This is a genomic window from Janthinobacterium sp. NFX145, assembly GCF_049810325.1.
GTDB lineage: Bacteria > Pseudomonadota > Gammaproteobacteria > Burkholderiales > Burkholderiaceae_D > Janthinobacterium > Janthinobacterium rivuli.
On the sequence record NZ_CP187360.1, the window covers coordinates 1415668 to 1435384 of the forward strand.

Genomic DNA, 19717 nt, shown 5'->3' on the forward strand with positions numbered 1-19717 from the left:
ATAGGTAAGCACGAGAAACTGGCTGGTGGCGTTGACCTGGCGGTAACCGGGCTGGCGCCGTGCCAGCCCGGAGCACCGTGTTCAGGCGGCAGCCGTATTGGCGGAAGTGAGCTTGGTGCCGATGGTGCTGAAAGTCTTTTTCAGCTGCGTGCCGACGATGGTGACGGCGGCGATGATCACCACGGCAATCAGGGCAGCGATCAGGCCGTATTCGATTGCGGTGACGCCATCTTCTTCGCGGATAAAGTTTTTGATGAGGTTCATGACAACTCCTGGTGGTGGTTAAGGTACAGCGGTGGGTAAAACGGCATGGCAGCGTTGCTACGACCTGGTGCTCTCACGGGCTTTCGCCCAGTGCCAGCAGTCCGATGATGCAGACCACCGCCATGAGGGCCGCCACCAGGGCATAGCGGTAGAACGCAGCCTTTTCCTTGCCCTGCAAATAGGTGATCAGGGCTGTCGGAAGAAACTTGTCAAAGCGCATGCTGTGCTCCGTGTCGTGGTGGGCCGCGCGGTGATTTGCACTCCGGTAAATCCACTATAGAAGTCGGCACCTTGATCTACATCAGAAGAACATCCTTTTATTGCGGGGAGGAACTGCTTGTTTTTTTCGTGACAATTGTCATGCTTGCGTCTGGCGCGCAGACGCAATGGCCGTGCCGGTGGTGGGCGCAGGGGGAGGCGGGGAGGGTGGGCGCGGCCGTGCGGTGGCCGCGCAGGGGGACTGTGGCGTCAGGCGCCGGGCGGCAATTGGCCCAGCTGGTGCTTGGTGGCGTAGGCGTACAGTTCCAGGCGGTTGTACACGCCCAGCTTGCGGTAGATCGACGTCAGGTGGTTGCGCAAGGTGTGTTCGGAGATGAACAGCTGGTCGGCCAGCAGCTTGGCCGGCGTGCCGCTGCCGTGCACCAGCGCGGCGATGATCTTTCTTTCCTTGAGGGTCAGGCTGGCGACGGCGATGGCTTGCGCCGAGCCGCCGCCGGGCTGGGTCAGCTGCGTCAGCATGCGTCCCAGCATCGCGTGTTCCAGCCACAGTTCGCCCTGGTACACCTTTTCGATGGCCTTCAGGACCATCTCCGCCGGGGCGTCCTTGCTGACGATGCCGCGCGCGCCTTTCAGTACCGTCTGGTCGAGGACGGCCTGGTCGTGGCTGGCCGTCAGCACCAGCACGCGCGTGCCGCCGCACTGCGCCAGCGCGGGCAGGATGGCCAGCGAGCTGATGCCGCCCAGGTCCAGGTCCAGCACGATCACATCCGGTTGCAGCGCCTTCGCCTGCTCCAGCGCCTCGGTGCTGTCGGACGCCGTGGCGACCACGCGCATGCCCGAGTGCTCGCCGCCGATCAGCCGCTCCAGGCCCCACAGCATGGTCTTGTGGTCATCCACCAGCATGACGCTGATGACATGGCTGGCCGGTGGCATGTGGCGTAAGTCATTCATATGGGGATCTCGATCTGTACGGAGGTGTTGCCCAGCATGCCATGCGTGACGCGTGCCGTGCCACCGAGGGCGGCGGCGCGCTCGGCCAGCGAGTCGGGCAAGAAGTCGGGGACGTGCGCGGCGGCGCATTCGTTGTCGATGCTGATGTGCAGCGCACCCTGCACGCAGGTCAGCTTGACGGCGCCATGGCGCGCCGACGTATGCTTGCGGATATTGCTCATGCCTTCGTTGACGATCTGGAACACCTCGGCCGCCAGGCGGTCGTTGATGTGCAGGTCGCCTTCGATGTGCAGGGCGATGTCGATGCCATAGAATTCGCGGATCTGCGTGGCCTGGCGGCGCAGCGCGACCAGCAGTTCCGGCTCGCTTTGTACCTGGCCGTTCTTGAACGTGCGTGCATAGCTGCGCAGGTCGGTGATCACCTGGCCCGACATGATGATCAGCTTTTCCAGTTCGGGCAGCAGCGGGTTGCCCGGCGTGGCTTCGTTGCGCAAGGCGGCCAGGCCGTGGCGCAGGCCGATATACGGCTGCACGGCCGTGTCATGCAGGTCGCGCGCGATCTTTTCGCGCTCGCGCGAGGCCGCCTGCGACGCCAGGCGGTCGAGCAGGTCGATGTTTTCAATGACGGGAAACGCCTGCGCGCCTATATGGCTGAGAAACAGGGCGTCCGTCTTGCTCATGCTGGTGGCGGACACGACAAAGATGCGGCCTTTGCCATTGCGCAAGGGCAGCGGCGCGCTGATGAAGGCGTGCGCTTCGAGCAGTTCGGCCAGGCGGGCGCCTGCCGCGTCGTCATGCCGCAGCCAGCGCCCGCTGTCGGGTTCGAGCATGCGCGCGCCGCCGGTCCACGGCAGCCAGCGCCCTGCGGGCTGGTTGTACAAGGCGATCTTGTCGTACGGAAAGGCGAGCAGGGGGCTGGCCGCGTCGTCGCTGAGGAGCGAACTCGTATGCACGACGCCCGTGCCCGTATGGATCACGCTGCGCAGCGACCAGACCCGCGTGCCCTTGTCCTGCATGATCAGCAGGCAACTGCGGCCGTTGAAGTAACTGCGGGTTTTTTCCAGCACCGAGGTGATGGTCTGGTCGACGCCGAAGCGGGGATTGGACAGCTGGCTGACATCGCGCAGCAGCGCCAGGTGGCTGCGCTGGGTGATGGCCGAGCCACCCCAGTAGGCGATCATGTAGCCGAGCGCCAGCAGGAAGGTGGTGCGCAGCAGCAGGCGCGACAGTTCCGCATCCGTTTCGCCGAACAGGGCGGTGGCGGCGAACAGGCCGGCCGAGGCCAGGGTGACGCGCGCGCCTTCCTCGAAACCCCGCTGGAACGACGAGGTGAGGATGGCAAAGAAAAAGAACAGGAAGAATAAATTGTTGTGGCTGCTGGTGGAAAACACGATCAGCGCATACCAGGCCACGTCCAGCCAGTACAGCAGGATGTCCTGCGGCAAGCTGAGGCCCAGCAGGGCCAGCACGTAGAGCAGCAGGCTGTGCATGGTGTAGGCGGAAAAGATCAGCCAGGTGATTTTGCTCAGCTTGCCGGCGCTTTCGGGGTCGATGAACAGGGTCAGCAAGGTGGCGCTCGACAGCAGCAGGCGCATACCGTTCACCATGGTCGTATCCATGCCGGCGCCCGGCAAGCCGGATCTGAGGGGAGGATCGAGATTCACAAGCGCTCCTGGCCATGTCCCGCATGGGTGGGCCATGCGCAGGGATAGATACCACAGATAAATTCTTGTTGTTGTTGCTGCAATCAGTAACGAGTCTACGCACACGCCGTAAAGATGTCTACAGGAATCCTTTGCCTTGCGTTGTATTTCCTACAATGGCTGCACCATCACGCGGTTGCGCCCGGCGCCCTTGGCCAGATACAGGGCGCGGTCGGCGGCGCCGATCAGGGCGGAGATGGCCAGCGGCTGCTGCGGCTGTTGCGTGGCGATGCCGATGCTGACCGTGACGTGCCTGACCTCATTGCCCGTCTTGGCATGCGGAATGCGCAGGTCGGCCGCATGCTGGCGGATCGCCTCGGCCATGCGCAGCGCCTGCGCCGCGTCCGTATCGGGCAGGATGGCGGCAAACTCTTCGCCGCCATAGCGGGCCAGCAAGTCGGTCGGGCGCTGCAGCATGGCGGCCAGTTCGGCCGCCACTCTTATCAGGCAATCATCGCCCTGCTGGTGGCCGTAATGGTCGTTGTAGTCCTTGAAATGGTCGATGTCGATCATCAGCAGCGACAGCGGGCTGCTGGTGCGCATGGCGCGCCGCATTTCCTTTTCGATCGCCACGTCGAAGTGGCGGCGGTTGGCGATGCCCGTCAAGCCGTCGGAAAAGGTTTGCGAGCGCAAGACCATCGTTTGTTCGCGCAGCAGCTTTTCGCGCCCCACGGCGATGGTGACGTCATTGATCTGGATCAGGCAGTGGCGCGGCGAACCGGGCAGGTTGATCGGCGTGACGGCAATGGCTTGCTGCATGCGTTCCTCGCCGTCGCTGCCGCCCATGGCCGCGCCATGCGTGTACAGCGCAAACGGCGCCTTGTGCAGGGTTTGCGACAGCAGCGACTGGAAATTGTCGCGCAGGGCCTGGGTGATGGCCGAATCGATGCGCTTGTGCCGCATTTCCGGGAAGACGGCGAAGAAATCCTGGCCCAGCACGGCGTCGGCCGGGCGGGCCGAGTGGCGCGCCATCCAGCGGTTCCACAGCACGATGCGGTGCTGCTCGTCGAGCACGATGGCGCCCAGGTTCACGGCGCCGAGTATGCTCTCGAGCAGGGCGAGTCGGTGCAAGGCATCCGGCATGATCGTCACGCCTGTCCCAGCACCTTGGCCAGGTAGCGGCTCACTTGCTGCTTCAGGTCGTGCAGGGCGGACAGGTCGAGCACGAATGCCACATAACCGTGGATCTGGTGCTTGGACAGCACGAAGTCGATATGCAGCATCAGCACGACGGCCTCATCATCCTGACCGCCGAACGAGGACAGGATTTCCGCGCTGGTGCCCACATGGTACAGGGGCAGCGAGCCATGCAGTTCGCTGTCGAACAGGTTGGCCAGGGTGCCCACGCAGGAGTTGAGGATGATGTTGCCGATCTCGCTCATCGCCTCCTGTTCCATCTCCGTCAGTTCCTGCAGCGGCATGGCGTCGCCCACCATCAGGCGCACGATTTCCAGGCTTTTATCTTCGGGAAACATCAGGATGGCTTCGGTGGCGAAAGCGCCGTCGTAATGCTGGCTGACGCCGCAGATGCGTTCGCCATCCTTCTTGCTGCCCAGTAAGGCGGCCGCGTCGGCACGGTTCAGGAAGGTGATCGAGGGCACCGACATGGTGACTTCTTCATTCACGATCTCGCTCATGGCCGCCGCCGCATGGCCCACCCCGATGTTGAATATCTCTACCAGGGCGTCGTTCTCGAGTTCGGAAAGATTGACCATGCTCACAGTCCCAGTGATTCGATCAGCTGGTGGATGCGTGTTTCCGTGATCGGTTTTTCCATGAAGCCCACACCCAGTTCGCTGGCGCGGTTGCGCGTGGCGTTCTGCACATTGGCCGTGACGAGAATGATGTGCGTCTGCGGGCACAGCGCGCGCAATTGCTCCGCGGCCGCGATGCCGCCCATGCCGGGCATGTTGACATCCAGTAATATCAGCACAGGAGTGACGGTCTTGACCTTTTCCAGGGCTTCCTCACCCGTCGCCGCCTCAATCACTTGCCAGTCGGCATGTTTGCTGAGGATGAACTGATGCGACATCAAACGTGAAACCCGGCTGTCATCGACAACAAGTACCTGTTTACTGTGAGTCATGTGCTATTCCTGAAACGTCATATCGGTGTATCGTTTCATTTTCGCATATTTTAGAGGGCATAGAGTGTAATTGGGTGCGCAATTGCCCTAGGGCAAGGTTTTCCCGTTTAGCTGTTGTATCGCGTCGCAGCGTCGGTCATGATGGCCGGCTGGCCGGGCCGGCAATCCGTTAAAATAGCGCCATTCCTCACTTTAGCCTGAATGCCATGACCCAAGACGAATTGAAGCAAGCCGTAGCCCGCGCCGCCATCGCCTATGTAGTTGAAGGTGAAATCATCGGTGTCGGCACCGGTTCCACCGCCAACTTTTTCATCGATGAACTGGCCAAGATCAAGGACACCATCAAGGGCACGGTCGCGTCGTCCGAAGCAACGGCCGCGCGCCTGGCCGGCCATGGCATTCCCGTCTTCGACCTGAACGATGTTGAATCGATCGCCGTCTACATCGATGGCGCCGATGAAATCACGGCCAGCGGCGCCATGATCAAGGGCGGCGGTGCGGCATTGACGCGTGAAAAGATCGTTGCCTCGGTCTCGAAACAGTTCGTCTGCATCGCCGACGGCTCCAAGCTCGTCGAGACCCTGGGTGCTTTCCCGCTGCCGGTGGAAGTGGTGCCGATGGCCCGCGCCGCCGTCTCGCGCCAACTGGCCGCGCTGGGCGGCACGCCCCGTTTGCGCCTGAAGGCTGGCAGCACGGAAGCGTTCATTACCGATAACGGCGGCGAAATCATCGACGTGCTGGGCTTGCAGATTGCCGACCCGGTGGCGCTGGAACAGCAGATCAACCAGATCGTCGGCGTCATCGCCGTCGGCCTGTTCGCCGTGCGCGGCGCGAATGTCTGCCTGCTGGGCATGCCGGAAGGCGTGCGTACTTTGGCATACTGATACGCAGCAGAAATCCGGGGTCAGACCCGCCGGGTCTGACCCCAGCCTTCACTTTGCACAGCCCGGTACACGGCCACGGTGCGCAGCAAGCCACCGAGGAAGATGCCGCTGAAGCAGCCATAGGCGAGGCAGACGGGCACGCTGAAGCCGGGCGCATGGGCATAGGCTGGTGCGATGGCCAGAGTCACGGCGACCGCATATTTCATGCAGAAAATGCTCATCATCAAGATCAACGGCACCCAGCTGCCGGGACGCTGCACGCTGGCCCGTTCGGGAATGGCGACGATCTTGCGCGCATCGGCCAGCGTCCAAGCCAGCGCCGCGCCGGCCAGGGCGCCGGCGGTCCAGGCGAACGGCGCCACGCCATCGAAGCCGAAACTGCTATGCACGCCGCTCAGGGACAAGGCCAGCATGACGAGGGGAATGATGCACAGCTTGCGCAAGGTCACTTCGCGCGCCCGGCTGGCCAGCACGCCCCGATAGACGAGAAAGCCCAGGATGGCCCAGACGTAGAGGGGAGTGTGGCTGAAGATTTGCTGCAACATGGTGTCCGCCTTGGAATGAGGTTGTCGATGGACGTACTGTGCCAGCCGACGGCGCGGGCGGCGAGCGGTGTGCGACGAAACAGGGAGGCAGTGCCGTGAAACGGCGGGGGCGGGCGTGAAACGCAGGTGAAACTGCCCGTGACGTGGTCACGGGCATGCTTGAAACTTACTCGGTAGGGGGAACGTAACCCATGGCCGCATCGGCGCCATCGCCGAAGAAATGCTTTTCCATCTGCGTGGCCAGGTATTTGCGGGCGCGCGCGTCGGCCAGGTTCAAACGGTTCTCATTGACCAGCATGGTCTGGTGCTTGAGCCAGGCAGCCCACGCTTCCTTCGACACCGATTCGTAAATCTTCTTGCCCAGTTCGCCCGGGTACGGCGGGAAATCCAGTCCTTCGGCTTCCTTGTTGAGTTTGATGCAGTGGATCGTGCGGGCCATCTGTGCTCCTGAATCAGTGTAGAGATAAAGCGTGATTATAAGGCACTTTGCGCCTGCCCTCGCGGGGCCGTCGCGGCCTGGCGACACGCCGTTTGCCGCGCCCTTGCGCTGGATCAAATTTGATCTGCGCCGCCCCAGCTAGTAAGATGCCTTATCGCGCCAGCCGCTGGCTGCGCCTCTTCCAAGCAAGTAGTAACAATTAACCAATATGGAATCCCTATGACCTCAGTGAAAGTCCATGGCATCGACGTCAGCAATACAGGCAGCTTCGCGCTGTTTGGCGGCATCAACGTGCTCGAATCGCGCGATCTCGCCATGCGCGCCTGCGAAGAATATGTGCGCGTGACGCAAAAACTGGGCATTCCCTATGTGTTCAAGGCCAGCTTCGACAAGGCCAACCGCTCGTCGATCCATTCCTACCGCGGTCCGGGCCTGGAAGAAGGCATGCGCATCTTCCAGGACGTCAAGGCGGCGTTCGGCGTACCCGTGATTACCGACGTGCATGAACCGTGGCAGGCGCAGCAAGTGGCCGAAGTGGTCGACGTGCTGCAATTGCCCGCCTTCCTCGCGCGCCAGACGGACCTCGTCGTGGCCCTGGCGAAAACCGGTAAAGTCATCAACATCAAGAAGCCGCAATTCCTCAGCCCAGGCCAGATGGCCAATATCGTCGAAAAATTCAAGGAAGCGGGCAACGATCAACTGATCCTGTGCGACCGCGGCACCTGCCTCGGCTATGACAACCTGGTGGTCGACATGCTGGGCTTTGGCGTCATGAAGAAAACCTGCGACGACCTGCCCATCATCTTCGACGTCACGCATGCGCTGCAGCAGCGCGACCCCGGCGGCGCCGCGTCGGGCGGCCGCCGCCAGCAGGTGGCGGATCTGGCCCGCGCCGGCCTGGCCGTCGGCATCGCCGGCCTGTTCCTGGAAGCCCATCCTGATCCCGACAACGCCCGTTGCGACGGCCCCAGCGCCTTGCCGCTGGACCAGCTGGAGCCATTCCTGGCGCAACTGAAGGCGCTCGATGACCTGGTCAAATCGTTTGCGCCGCTGAATATCAAGTAATGATATTTCAGTAAAGAAAAAGCCCGGCATGCCGGGCTTTTTCAGTTTTACAGGGTCTTGATCAATACTTGCGATTTACGCTGCCAGTTATACATATGCTGGCGGTCCTTCGGCAAATCGTCGACGGTGGCCGGCACGAAGCCGCGCTTCTTGAACCAGTGCGAGGTACGCGTGGTCAGCACGAACAGCTTGTTCAGGCCGGCGGCGCGCGCGCGGTTTTCCATGTGTTTCAGGATGCGTTCGCCGTCGCCCTGGGCTTGCACTTCCGGGTTGACGGTCAAACATGCCATTTCCGCCATCTTTTGCGCAGGGAACGGGTACAGGGCGGCGCAGCCGAAGATCACGCCATCATGCTCGATGACGGAGAAATAATCGATTTCGCGTTCGATCAGCTCGCGGCCCCGCTTCACCAAAGTGCCGTCCGCTTCCAGCGGTTCGATCAGCTTGATGATGCCGCCCACGTCTTCGATGGTAGCCTGACGCAAACTTTCCAGGTTTTCATGGCTGATCATGGTGCCCACGCCATCATGGGTAAACAATTCCAGCAGCGCCGAACCATCCATCGAGAACGGTACGATGTGCGAGCGCTCGACGCCGTTGTGGCATGCCTTGACGCAATGTTTCAAGTAAAACGCCGTCGCGTCGGGCAGAAAGCCCGCCATCAGCACGGCTTCGGCCTGGTGCGACGACAGTTCGCGGATTTCCACGCCCGTCGCGTCTTCCATCATCGGCGTTTCGGTAATGAAAATCAGTTTATCCGCGTGCAGGGCGATGGCGGCGCTGCACGCCACGTCTTCCATGGTCAGGTTGAACGCTTCACCGGTAGGCGAGAAGCCCAGCGGCGAGAGCAGCACCAGGCCGTCCGAACCGAGGATGGAATGGATGGTTTCGGCGTCGACCTTGCGTGTGATGCCCGTCAGTTCCAGGTCCACGCCATCGATCACGCCCAGCGGGCGCGCCGTGATGAAGTTGCCGGAAATGATACGGATGGCCGCATGCGACATGGGCGTGTTCGGCAAGCCCTGGCTGAACGCGGCCTCGATATCGAGGCGCAGCTCGCCGGCGGCTTCCTTCGCGCATTCCAGCGCGGCGATGTCGGTAATGCGCACGCCGTTGTGGAAGCGGCCTTCGACGTTACGCAGGGCCAGCTGTTCCGCCACCTGCGGCCGCGAGCCGTAGACAACAGTGACATTGATGTCCAGCGCATGCAGCAGGGATAAATCATGGGCCAGCACCTGCAGCGCCCCGGCGCTGACGAGTTCACCGGGGAAGGCGACCACGAAGGTCTTGCCGCGAAAGGCGTGGATGTAGGGCGCGACGGAGCGCAGCCATTGGACGAATTGGGTAGGGTTTTCCATTAAGCGCATTATAATTCGCTGCGCGATGTGCGCGCTTAAAATACCTGTAAAAAACAATGTCTTCAGCCAGCAATAAGTCTTCCCCTCCTTCCAACGTTGCAAATGTGCCCGCCAGCGGGGATGTTGCCACGCCTGCCGCCACGCCTGCGCAGGGCCGCCAGCGCCCGCCCGTGAGCCAGCAAAGGCAGCAGCCGCCGCGCGCGGAACAACAGAAACAGCAACAGCAGCAGCGATCGGCACAGGGCAAGCCTCAGGCCGCGCGCCCGCCGCGCGAGGGGCAGGAAAGCCGTGAAAGCCGCGACGCAGCCCGCGCCGCGCGCGAAGCGGAAAAGGCTTTCCGCAATCCGCTGCCGCCGATTACGTATCCGGAAGACTTGCCCGTCTCGGGCCGGCGCGCCGAAATCGCCAAGGCATTGACGGAAAACCAGGTCATCATCGTTTCGGGCGAGACGGGTTCCGGCAAGACGACCCAGTTGCCGAAGATTTGCCTGGAGCTGGGACGGGGACAGAAGGGCATGATCGGCCACACGCAGCCGCGGCGTATCGCCGCCTCGTCGACGGCCAAGCGCATTGCGCAGGAACTGGGCACACCGCTGGGCGAAACGGTGGGTTTCAAGGTGCGCTTTACCGACACCCTGAGCCGTGGCGCGTCCGTCAAGCTGATGACGGACGGTATCTTGCTGGCCGAGACGCAGACCGACCCGTTGTTGAAAAACTACGACACCATCATCATCGATGAAGCGCACGAACGCAGCCTGAACATCGACTTTCTGCTCGGCTATCTGAAGCAATTGCTGCCGCGCCGGCCCGATCTGAAAATCATCATCACGTCGGCCACCATCGATGCGGAACGCTTCTCGCGCCATTTCGGCACGCCGGAAAAACCGGCGCCCGTGATCGAAGTGTCGGGCCGTCTGTACCAGGTGGAAGTGCGCTACCGTCCCGTGGAACGGGAACAGGTGGCCATGCCCGGTGCCGCCAACCCCGACAAACCTGGCCAGCGGACGGCGAATGTACGTGTAGCTGCGCGCGAAAAGCGCGACCTGATGGATGCCGTCGTCGATGGCGTGGAAGAACTGTGCCGCATCGGCTCGGGCGACGTGCTGGTGTTCTTGCCGGGCGAGCGCGAGATCCGCGACTGCGCCGAAGCGCTGCGCAAGCACCATCCGCCGCACGTGGAAATTTTGCCGCTGTTCGCCCGCTTGTCGGCCGAGGAGCAGGAGCGCGTGTTTAAAACCAGCAATGCGCGCCGCATCGTGCTGGCCACCAACGTGGCGGAAACCTCGCTGACCGTGCCCGGCATCCGCTACGTGGTCGATGCTGGCCTGGCGCGGGTGAAACGCTACAGCTACCGCAATAAAGTGGAGCAATTACAGGTCGAGCCGATTGCCCAGTCGGCCGCCAACCAGCGCGCCGGCCGTTGCGGCCGCGTGGCCGATGGCGTCTGCATCCGTTTGTACGAAGAGCAGGATTATTTGCTGCGCCCGAAATTCACGGAGCCGGAAATCCTGCGCTCCTCGCTGGCGGCCGTCATCCTGCGCATGAAATCCCTGCACCTGACGGACGTGGAAACCTTCCCCTTCATCGAGCCGCCGCTGGCGCGCGCGATCGCCGACGGTTACCAATTGCTGCAGGAACTCGGTGCCGTCGACGAGGTCAACAAACTCACGCCGCTGGGCAACAAGCTGGCCAAGCTGCCGCTCGACCCGCGCGTGGGCCGCATGATCCTGGCCGCGCTCGATAACGCGTGCTTGAGCGAAGTGCTGATCGTCGCCTCGGCCCTGTCCGTGCAGGATCCGCGCGACCGCCCGATGGAACACCAGCAGGCGGCTGACGAGGCGCACAAGAAGTTTGCCGATGAAAAATCGGAATTCCTCAGCTATCTGAAAATCTGGCGCTGGTTCGAATCGGCCATCGAGCACAAGAAAACCAACCGCCAGTTGCAAGACAATTGCCGCACGAATTTCCTGTCGCAGATGCGCTTGCGCGAATGGCGCGACGTGCATTCGCAGCTGCTGACCATCGTCAAGGAACAGGGCTGGCGCCTGAACGAAGCACCAGCCACCTACGACAATCTGCACATGGCCTTGCTGACCGGCTTGCTGGGCAATATCGGCTTCAAGGGCGAAGACGAGCCTGGCGCCGGGTATCTGGGCGCGCGCGGCATCAAGTTCCACATCTGGCCTGGTTCCTCGCTGCTGAAAAAGCCGGGCAAGTGGATCATGGCGGCCGAACTGGTCGACACGACGCGGCTGTACGCGCGCTGCGTGGCGCAAATTCAGCCCGAATGGCTGGAGAAGGTCGGCGAGCATTTGCTGAAGAAATCGTGGGGCGAGCCGCGCTGGGAAAAACGCTCGGCGCAAGTGACGGCGTCCGAACGCGCCACGCTGTACGGCCTGGTGGTGTACAGCCAGCGCCGCATCAATTACGGCAATTTCAACTTGCCGGAAGCGCGTGAAATCTTCATCCGCGACGCGCTCGTTGGCGGCGACTTCGACACGCGCGCGCCGTTCTTTGCGCACAACCATAAACTGATCAAGGATATTGAAAACCTTGAACATAAATCGCGCCGCCTGGACGTGCTGGTGGACGATGAACTGATCGCCGCCTTCTACGACAAGCTGCTGCCGGCGGACGTGTGCAATGGCGCCGGTTTCGAGAAATGGCATAAAGAGGCGACGCGCGACAATCCGAAGCTGCTGTATCTGAATCGCGAAGAGCTGATGCGCCACGAGGCGGCTGGCGTGACGACGGACCTGTTCCCGAAAACCATGTCCGTGACGGGCCTGGAAATGGGCCTGACCTATCATTTCGAGCCGGGCAGCGTGCGCGATGGCGTGACCTTGGCCGTGCCGCTGTATGCGCTGAACCAGTTGCCGCGCGAACGCTGCGAATGGCTGGTGCCGGGCATGCTGAAGGAAAAAGTGCATCTGCTATTAAAATCGTTGCCGCAAAAGCTGCGCCGCCACTGCGTGCCGCTGCCCGATTACGCAGCGAAATTTTGCGAGCGCGTGCATGAAGCGGGCGTGTTTGGCCGCGGTGACCTGATCGACGCCATCATCCTCGACATCCGCACGCAGATCACGATCAATGTGCTGACGACGGACTTCAAGCCGGAAACCCTGCCTGCCCATCACTTCATGAATTTCAAGGTGATCGACGAGCATGGCCGCCAGCTGGACATGGGCCGCAACCTGGCCACCCTGCAGGCGGAATTTGGCGGCCAGGCGCGCCAGAGTTTTCAGAAGCTGGCCGAAGTGTCGGGCGTTTCCGGTGCGGGCACGCCCGGTGCCAAAGTGGCGGGCGCGCAAGTGGCGTCGCGGCTGCAGGCGCAAGCGCAGGGCGCCGCCGCCAATGCGGCGGCAGGCAAGGGCGGTGCGCCAGCCAAGGGCGCAGCCGCTGCGGCCGCACCGGCGTCAGGCAACGCCACCGTCTCGCAGCACATGGGCTTGACGGCCTGGACCTTTGGCGAATTGCCGGAGTTGCTGGAAATCGTGCAAGGCAAGCTGACCCTGATCGGCTTCCCCGCGCTGGTCGACAAGGGCACGCATTGCGACCTGGAAGTGTTTGACGACCCGACCGTGGCCGCCCGCACGCATAAAATCGGTTTGCGCCGATTGTTCGCGCTGCAAATGAAGGAGCAGATCAAATACGTCGAGAAAAGCATTCCGGGTTTGCAGCAGATGGGCATGCAATTCATGGCTCTCGGTTCGCAGGAAGAGTTGCGCGAGCAAATCATCAACAAGGCGCTCGACATCGCCTGCCTGCAAGATCCGCTGCCGCTGGACGCCGCTTCATTCGCCAAGCGCCAGGCGGAGGGCAAGTCGCGGTTGGTTCTGCTGGTGAATGAAATCGCCCGTTTGCTGTCGCAAGTGCTGACGGAATTCCACGGCTTGCCGAAGCGTCTGCAGAATATTCCTGCAGCGGCGGCCACCGATATCCAGTCGCAGCTGCAGGGCCTCGTGCATAAACGCTTCCTGACGGAAAACGAGTACACGCAGCTGGCGCATTTCCCCCGCTATCTGAAGGCGATCAATGTGCGCCTGGAAAAGCTGCGCGCCGACCCCACGCGCGACACCAAGTTGATGGCCGAGTGGCAATCGGCCGCCGCGCCGTATCTGCGCCAGGCCAAGGACCGCCAGGCCGGCAAGAACACGGATCCGAAACTCGTCGACTTCCGCTGGATGCTCGAAGAGCTGCGCGTGTCGCTGTTTGCGCAGGAGTTGCGGACGCCGATGCCGGTGTCGGCCAAGCGCCTGCAGAAAGTATGGGAGTCGATGCAACGGTGATGGCACCTCTATAAACCTACTGCGCAGCTCACTATCGCGTCGGCGTTGCTCACCGGCTCGGCGCCCCCGTACAGAGTACGGTTGCGCTACTCAACGCGATATTGAACTTGCTCGCTACGGTTTCTAGAGGCGCCTTGACGCTAACGATGGGCAGCAACATGCTCCGCTAATCCATCCTACCCGACCTACGTTCCACCTGATCTCTCAAGTGCGCTTGTTGAGATCATCATCATCGCTGAGCGATGAGCGCGAACCCAGGTCACTCTGGCTGCCGCCCGTGCCGGCGCGGCTGCCGCTCATGGAACTGCCGGACATGCTGCCTTCGCTGCCCGATTGCAGGCTGGCGCCGCTGCGCAGGTCGCTGCCGGAGGGCATGTGGCCCCCTGCCATGGCGCCGCTGCCGTAGCGCGTGCCGCTGCCATAGAACGCTTCCATCTGCTGGTTCCACGCTTCGCTGCCCATGTCGGGCCAGTTGTTCTTGTCGAAGCCGGGAGCGTCTTTCAGCAGGTCTTTGTCGACGTTGAGCAGGAAGCGCTTGTTGACGGTGTCCAGGGTCAGGCGTTCCCAGGGCACGGCAAACAGCTTGTCGCCCATACCCATGATGCCGCCGAAGGACAGCACGGCATAGGCGATCTGGCCGGTGCGCATGTCGAGCATGATTTCCTTGATGTCGCCCAGTTCCTCGTCGTCGTGATTGTAGACATCGTCCCCGATCAGGGTATCGGCCCCCATCAGGGCCGGCCCCGGGCCGTCGTGGTTGCGGTACATGCCCAGGATGTCGCGGTCCAGATAGCTCATGGTGTTCTCTCCTCGTGTGAAGTGCTGATCGAACATCCAGAGTAAGCATACGCACTATGTAGCGTTTGATCTGCCTCAATAGTGCCAGTGGCACTTTTATCGGTGTGCCAACGTACGGTGCTGTCAGCCAATTGCGGTACTCTATGCGTTCCAAGGAGGAGGCCGCACATGCTGACGATGCAACGCTGCAGAGGGATGAACTTGCGGTACGCTCCACAACGACACGCGCGCCGCGCGCCATGGTAAAGCCCGCCACCAAATGGCTGCGCGGGCTGTTGCGCGCCGGTAAGGCGCAGCAGCGCACGGCGACCAAGCTGGCCAAGGTGCTGTTCGGCCCGGTGCCGGCCAAGCCCAAGGCCAAACCCCGCAGCAAGCCCGTGGCCAAGACCAAGGCCAAAGCAATCGCCAAGCCGCGCGCCAGGCCCGTCAGCGACGCCGTGCCCGCCCTGGCGCCCTTTGCCACGCCCCTGCCGCCCCCGCGCGTGCGCAAGCGAACGGCGCCCCCGCCGGGCAAGTGGCTGGCCGCCCACTATGCGCCGTTGCCGGAACTGGGCCAGTTGCCGGGCCGGCGCCTGCCATATTTTCTGTACCTGCCCGAGAAGGCGCCGAGCGCCGCCATGCGCAGCCGGGGCCGGCCGCTACTGGTAATGCTGCACGGCTGCGAACAGAGCGCCACGCAGTTTGCCGACGGCACGCGCATGAACCGCCTGGCCGAACGCAAGGGCTATGCCGTGCTGTATCCGCAGCAATCGCTGCGTTCGCATGCGCGCCGCTGCTGGAAGTGGTACGACAAGCTGACCCAGGAGGGGGGCGGCGACGTGCGCCTGATCGTCGGCGCCATCGAGCAGGTGGCGGCCCGTTATGCGATCGACCGCGCGCGCATCTATATCTGCGGCATTTCCGCCGGCGCCGGCATGGCGCATATCGTGGCCCTCAACCATCCTCATCTGTTCGCGGCGCTGGGCCTGCATTCCGGGCCCGTTTTTGGCGCCGGGCATAACCTGATCGGCGCGCTGGGCGTGATGCAGCATGGCGCTGCCGCCCGCGCCGACGCGGCCATCGATGAAGTGCTGGCGCGCCAGCCGGCGTTTCCCCGCCTGCCCACCATCCTGCTGCAAGGGCTGGCCGACAAGGTGGTGCGGCCCATCAACCAGACGCAGCTGGTGCGCCAGAGCGTGCGCGTCAACCGCTTGCCGTTCGATACCGTGGTGACGGCGCAGCGTCTGCCTGGCGGCGCGGCGGGCGGGCGCAATCCGGCGCATGCGTATGCGCTGCACGATTATCAGGTGGGCAAGGATGTGCTGCTGCGCGTGGCGCAGGTCGAGCACCTCGAGCACGCGTGGAGCGGCGGCGACGCCAGCCTGCCATTCAACGACAAGGCCAGGCCCGACGCCAGCAAGATGCTGCTCGATTTCTTCGCCAGCCACCGCCGCCGGTAAGCCAGTGTGCCGCGCGCCGCAACGGTGCGCGGGCACTGGTACGCATCGTTCTTCCTTTCCCCGCAGGGCCGCGGCCAGCCTGCCGGCACGCTGGCCGCGCCCTTTCCAGCGCAGATTTCCCAATGTCGCAGCAGCATGAATTTTACAAAGTGGTATTGCTGCGGTATTTAAAAATCACAAAAACAGGCGCTAAAAATACGAACTGGTATACAATTGGTACACGTTTTCAGTGTAATCCGTGTCTGCCGTCCCATGCCCCGACGGTAGATACGCACTGACGGCAGCCACCCACGTTACGGAACGCGCCATGTCCATCAAGTCCAAGCAGTTGCTGTGGTTCTTTGCGTTTTTCCTCGTCTTTGAACTGAATATTTATTTGTCGAACGACATGATCATGCCGGCCATGCTGGGCATCGTCGGCGAGTTCCAGGCAGAGGAAAAATTCATTCCCCTGTCCCTGAGCCTGTATCTGCTGGGCGGCAGTTCCCTGCAGATTTTCCTGGGGCCCCTGGCCGACACCATCGGCAAGCGCAAGCTCGTGTTGACCGGCAATACCTTGTTCCTGCTGGCCACCTTGGCCGTGCCATTTTCCACGTCGATCGAGCAATTTCTCGCCGCCCGTTTCATCCAGGGCATGGGCTGCTGCTTCATCTTCGTCGGCTATGCCATGATCCATGAACTGTTCGACGACATGGCTGCCGTCAAGCTGAGCAGCATCCTGTCGAGCACCACCATCCTCGCGCCCCTGGCCGGCCCCATCCTCGGCAGCGCCATCATCAGCCGGCTGGACTGGCGCTACGTCTTTTTCCTCTCCGGCCTGCTGGCGCTGCTGTCCTTGCTGGGCCTGTTCAAGACCATGCCGCGCGCGTCACCGGCCGTCACGCGCCCGGACCTGGCCGCCATCGTGCGCAGCTATGTTGCCATTTTCAGCAATGGGCGCTTCATGTTCGGCATGTTCACGGCCGGGCTGGCCACCGTGCCCCTGACGGCCTGGATCGGCTTTTCGCCCATTTTCGTGCTGCAGGAAATGGGTGCCTCCTATGCCACGTATATCGCCTTGCAATGCGTGATTTTGTCGGGCTTTGTCCTCAGCAGCATCGCCATCCAGCGCCTGCGCCAGGATTTCCCTCTCGTCTCCCTGCTGCGCCTGGGCGGGCTGATCGCTGCCGCCGGCATGCTGGGTGCCGGCGCGGGCCGCCACCACGTCGACGTGTTTGCGGCCTGCATGTTTGTCTATTCCATCGGCTTTGGCCTGTTCAATGGCGCACTGATACGCAGCGCGATCACGGCCAGCAAGGAGTCGATGACCTTGACGACGGCCGCCATGAGCTTGCTGTACTGCATTTATCTGTCCGCCTGGCTGCAGTTGTACAACGTGCTGTGCCAGCGCTTCGGCTATGCGCTGGAAACGTATGCGCTGCTCAATATTCCCGTCATCGTGGTCATCACGGCTTGCCTGCTGCTGTTTACGCGGGGCATGGCGGGGCGCCGGGAAAGCGGGGTGCGGCTGGCCCGGCACTGATGGCGCAACGATGCGCCTGTTCTCGACCTTGTTTTACCTCCTGCGAAGTTCATTGACACTCTCCTGCGGAAAATGGTGCGCCCATGAAAATAGATGACCTGGCCTCGAAACACGATCAAGCAAAGATTTTCAACCTCGAATACGAGTTTCGCATCAACCGGCTGAAACTCGATTACATCACCCTGGCCGATGTCCGGCCCCCCGGCAGCGATCTGGAGCAACTGGCCGTGGAGCACCAGGCTGGCATCGCGGCCCTGCGCAGCTTCGTCGCCCTGAACTTTAACCATTTCAACGCGGCAAGCTGCTCCTCGCTCAGCTGCATCCCCACGCGCGCGCTCGGCGACGACGAGCGCTACCTGCACCGCATCTGGATGGGCGGCCCCTTGCCGGCCATCGCTTCCGAAGCGATCGGGCAGTGGGGCGCGGCGCTGGAGGAGGTCCGCTACAACGGCGGCGCGCCGTACGTCTCCATCCTGTGGGTGTGGGATGCGCAGCAGCTGCGCCATGACGAGCGCTTCAGCCCCACTGGCGGCGCCGGGCGCTACACGATAGGCCGCTACGCCATCGGCGGCACGACCCTGCATATCAACTCGCTGCGCGCGCTGGCGCTCGATTTCGCGCCGGCCCGCTTCGGCATCCTCGATACCCTGCATACGCAGCGCTACTTCGCCACCTTGTCCGATTATTTCCGCATCCTCATCATGTGCGAATACGGCGGCATGTATATGGATGTCGATACGGTGCCGCATAATCCGGCGACGATTTTCCTGATGAAGCCTGAAGTGCCCGATTATTTCCAGCGCAGGGAAGGCGAGGGAGAAGAGCGCCGGCATGTCAGCTGGATGAATCTGTTTCTCGATGAAACGGGCATGCTGATCGCCAAGAAGAACGATGCGGCGCTGCGCGTGATCCAGCGCAATGTGAACCTCGCCTATGCGGGTATCGATGCGCAGGTTCCCCGTTCCTGCCCGCAATTCGAGGCGCAGCTGTTTGGCCAGTTTTATGCCGAATGGAAGAAGAACCTGGGCGTGACCCTGCTCAGCCATGCCGAGTTCTACCAGCGCTATTGCGTGCTGTATGACGGCGCGCGCGAAGCGGTGGCGGGCGGCATCCGCGGCATGCGCTTGCTGGACGATATCATTACCGGCATGCACATCCCCTTGAGCGACGAGGAACGGCGCGCATATGCCCGCTGCGTGGCGCGGCTCGACGACATCGGCTGGCGGCTCGATGATCCTTTGCGCCTGCCCGACATCGTCGACGTGTTCGACATCGAGGAAGTGCCGCGCATGGCGTATGCGGCCCAGTTGCGGGCCGACATCGATCATTTTCACTATTACTCGGTGCTGTCGGACGACCCGCAGCTGGACCGCGTGAATGCCGTCTTTTGCCGCTACCTGCTGGCCCACCGTTCGCAGCAGATTACCGCCGGCAATTTCTGGCGCCCGACGGTGGGCCGCCACGGCAGCCGCATGCCGGCCGCCGGCGATGCGCCCCCGCCAGGTGACGAGGCGCAGGCGGACTTGCTGTCGCATGCGCCGCTCACGCTGGTGGCGGGCGAATTGCTGGACGACGAGACGAAGAACCGCATGGCGAAATTGCTGTTTGCCACCAGCTACCTTGAATACTGCTCGTTCGGCAACAAACTCAATCTGCAGTTCGTCGAATTGCAGCGGCGGCAAAATATCGACCCGTATCTGGAACACATCCACGGCTTGCATGACGAGGAAGGGCGTTTCATCGGCTTTTTCACGGCCGCGACGATGGACGAGTTCCAGGCCTGCGGCGCCGTGTCATATTACCGCGACGACATGAAGGCGCTCGACGATGCGTATGACGCCTTCGTGCTCGCGCATGCGCGCGCCGACGACTGTTTCGTCAGCAGCCTGGCCATCGACGAGAAATACCGGGGCCAGGGTTTGTTCCGGCAAATGTTCCATGAAATCCGCGACCTGGCCAGCCGCAAAGGCTGCGCGCGCATCACCCTGACGGTGTGGGAAAAGAGCGAAGCGCTGCAAGTGTATCTGCACAAGGGGTTTCGCAGCGTGGGCACGTTCGACTATGCCTACAGCCTGTTCTATGACCGGCTGCATTTCCTCGTGTATGACGGAAACTGAGGGACGCAGGGGCGGCCGGCAGCCGCCCCGTGATGAGG

At 62.4% G+C, this 19717-nt stretch carries 17 protein-coding genes; 6 read left to right on the forward strand and 11 right to left on the reverse strand.

The annotated features are described in order from the left end of the window. Positions 1 to 81: 81 nt before the first annotated feature. From ACPJXG_RS06380 to ACPJXG_RS06410, 7 genes are all read right to left on the reverse strand, one after another. Positions 82 to 264 (reverse strand): Flp family type IVb pilin, encoded by a 183-nt coding sequence (locus ACPJXG_RS06380; protein ID WP_035821247.1) that lies wholly within the window; start codon positions 262 to 264, stop codon positions 82 to 84. Between the two features lie 73 nt (positions 265 to 337). Next, the gene (locus ACPJXG_RS06385) at positions 338 to 484 is read right to left on the reverse strand and encodes a hypothetical protein (protein ID WP_158300249.1); all 147 of its coding nucleotides are present in this window, start codon (positions 482 to 484) and stop codon (positions 338 to 340) included. A gap of 248 nt (positions 485 to 732) precedes the next feature. Beyond that, positions 733 to 1434 (reverse strand): response regulator, encoded by a 702-nt coding sequence (locus ACPJXG_RS06390; RefSeq protein ID WP_278316745.1) that lies wholly within the window; start codon positions 1432 to 1434, stop codon positions 733 to 735. Then, on the reverse strand, positions 1431 to 3098 hold the full coding sequence (locus ACPJXG_RS06395) for a sensor histidine kinase (protein WP_035821245.1): 1668 nt from the start codon (positions 3096 to 3098) through the stop codon (positions 1431 to 1433). The genes ACPJXG_RS06390 and ACPJXG_RS06395 overlap by 4 nt, the downstream gene beginning before the upstream one ends. A 150-nt stretch (positions 3099 to 3248) precedes the next feature. Continuing rightward, positions 3249 to 4220, reverse strand: a complete 972-nt coding sequence (locus ACPJXG_RS06400) for a diguanylate cyclase (RefSeq protein WP_425254719.1) — start codon at positions 4218 to 4220, stop codon at positions 3249 to 3251. Between the two features lie 5 nt (positions 4221 to 4225). Beyond that, a complete protein-coding gene (locus ACPJXG_RS06405) occupies positions 4226 to 4852 on the reverse strand; it encodes a chemotaxis protein CheC (protein WP_034786994.1) in 627 nt (208 codons plus the stop codon). Between the two features lie 2 nt (positions 4853 to 4854). Then, positions 4855 to 5223, reverse strand: a complete 369-nt coding sequence (locus ACPJXG_RS06410) for a response regulator (protein ID WP_219307462.1) — start codon at positions 5221 to 5223, stop codon at positions 4855 to 4857. 206 nt (positions 5224 to 5429) lie between these two features. Here ACPJXG_RS06410 and rpiA point away from each other — a divergent pair, with 206 nt between their 5' ends. Next, positions 5430 to 6107, forward strand: coding sequence for a ribose-5-phosphate isomerase RpiA (gene rpiA, locus ACPJXG_RS06415; RefSeq protein WP_225242217.1), 678 nt, complete (start codon positions 5430 to 5432; stop codon positions 6105 to 6107). A gap of 20 nt (positions 6108 to 6127) precedes the next feature. On the opposite strand, the gene ACPJXG_RS06420 is transcribed toward rpiA, so the two are convergent. Both ACPJXG_RS06420 and ACPJXG_RS06425 read right to left on the reverse strand, forming a co-directional pair. Further along, on the reverse strand, positions 6128 to 6652 hold the full coding sequence (locus ACPJXG_RS06420) for a DUF6622 family protein (protein WP_425253729.1): 525 nt from the start codon (positions 6650 to 6652) through the stop codon (positions 6128 to 6130). Positions 6653 to 6818: 166 nt separating this feature from the next. Next, positions 6819 to 7091, reverse strand: coding sequence for an oxidative damage protection protein (locus tag ACPJXG_RS06425; protein ID WP_034750797.1), 273 nt, complete (start codon positions 7089 to 7091; stop codon positions 6819 to 6821). A 219-nt stretch (positions 7092 to 7310) separates the two neighbouring features. On the opposite strand from ACPJXG_RS06425, the gene kdsA reads away from it, so the two are divergent. After that, complete coding sequence (gene kdsA, locus ACPJXG_RS06430; protein ID WP_034750794.1) at positions 7311 to 8156, forward strand: 3-deoxy-8-phosphooctulonate synthase; 846 nt, start codon at positions 7311 to 7313, stop codon at positions 8154 to 8156. 47 nt (positions 8157 to 8203) lie between these two features. On the opposite strand, the gene argA is transcribed toward kdsA, so the two are convergent. Then, complete coding sequence (gene argA / locus ACPJXG_RS06435; protein WP_046685875.1) at positions 8204 to 9514, reverse strand: amino-acid N-acetyltransferase; 1311 nt, start codon at positions 9512 to 9514, stop codon at positions 8204 to 8206. Positions 9515 to 9570: 56 nt separating this feature from the next. On the opposite strand from argA, the gene hrpA reads away from it, so the two are divergent. Next, positions 9571 to 13803, forward strand: a complete 4233-nt coding sequence (gene hrpA, locus ACPJXG_RS06440) for an ATP-dependent RNA helicase HrpA (RefSeq protein WP_425253730.1) — start codon at positions 9571 to 9573, stop codon at positions 13801 to 13803. 204 nt (positions 13804 to 14007) lie between these two features. Here the strand turns inward: hrpA and ACPJXG_RS06445 are convergent, their stop codons facing one another. Next, positions 14008 to 14601, reverse strand: coding sequence for a PRC-barrel domain-containing protein (locus tag ACPJXG_RS06445; RefSeq protein ID WP_035821241.1), 594 nt, complete (start codon positions 14599 to 14601; stop codon positions 14008 to 14010). Between the two features lie 239 nt (positions 14602 to 14840). On the opposite strand from ACPJXG_RS06445, the gene ACPJXG_RS06450 reads away from it, so the two are divergent. The 3 genes from ACPJXG_RS06450 to ACPJXG_RS06460 all read left to right on the forward strand — a co-directional run bounded on the left by ACPJXG_RS06450 (position 14841) and on the right by ACPJXG_RS06460 (position 19679). Beyond that, positions 14841 to 16040: an alpha/beta hydrolase family esterase gene (locus ACPJXG_RS06450; protein WP_425253731.1), complete on the forward strand. Its 1200-nt coding sequence runs from the start codon at positions 14841 to 14843 to the stop codon at positions 16038 to 16040. 307 nt (positions 16041 to 16347) lie between these two features. Continuing rightward, complete coding sequence (locus ACPJXG_RS06455; protein WP_425253732.1) at positions 16348 to 17562, forward strand: MFS transporter; 1215 nt, start codon at positions 16348 to 16350, stop codon at positions 17560 to 17562. An 83-nt stretch (positions 17563 to 17645) separates the two neighbouring features. Further along, on the forward strand, positions 17646 to 19679 hold the full coding sequence (locus tag ACPJXG_RS06460) for a GNAT family N-acetyltransferase (protein ID WP_425253733.1): 2034 nt from the start codon (positions 17646 to 17648) through the stop codon (positions 19677 to 19679). Positions 19680 to 19717: the final 38 nt, after the last annotated feature.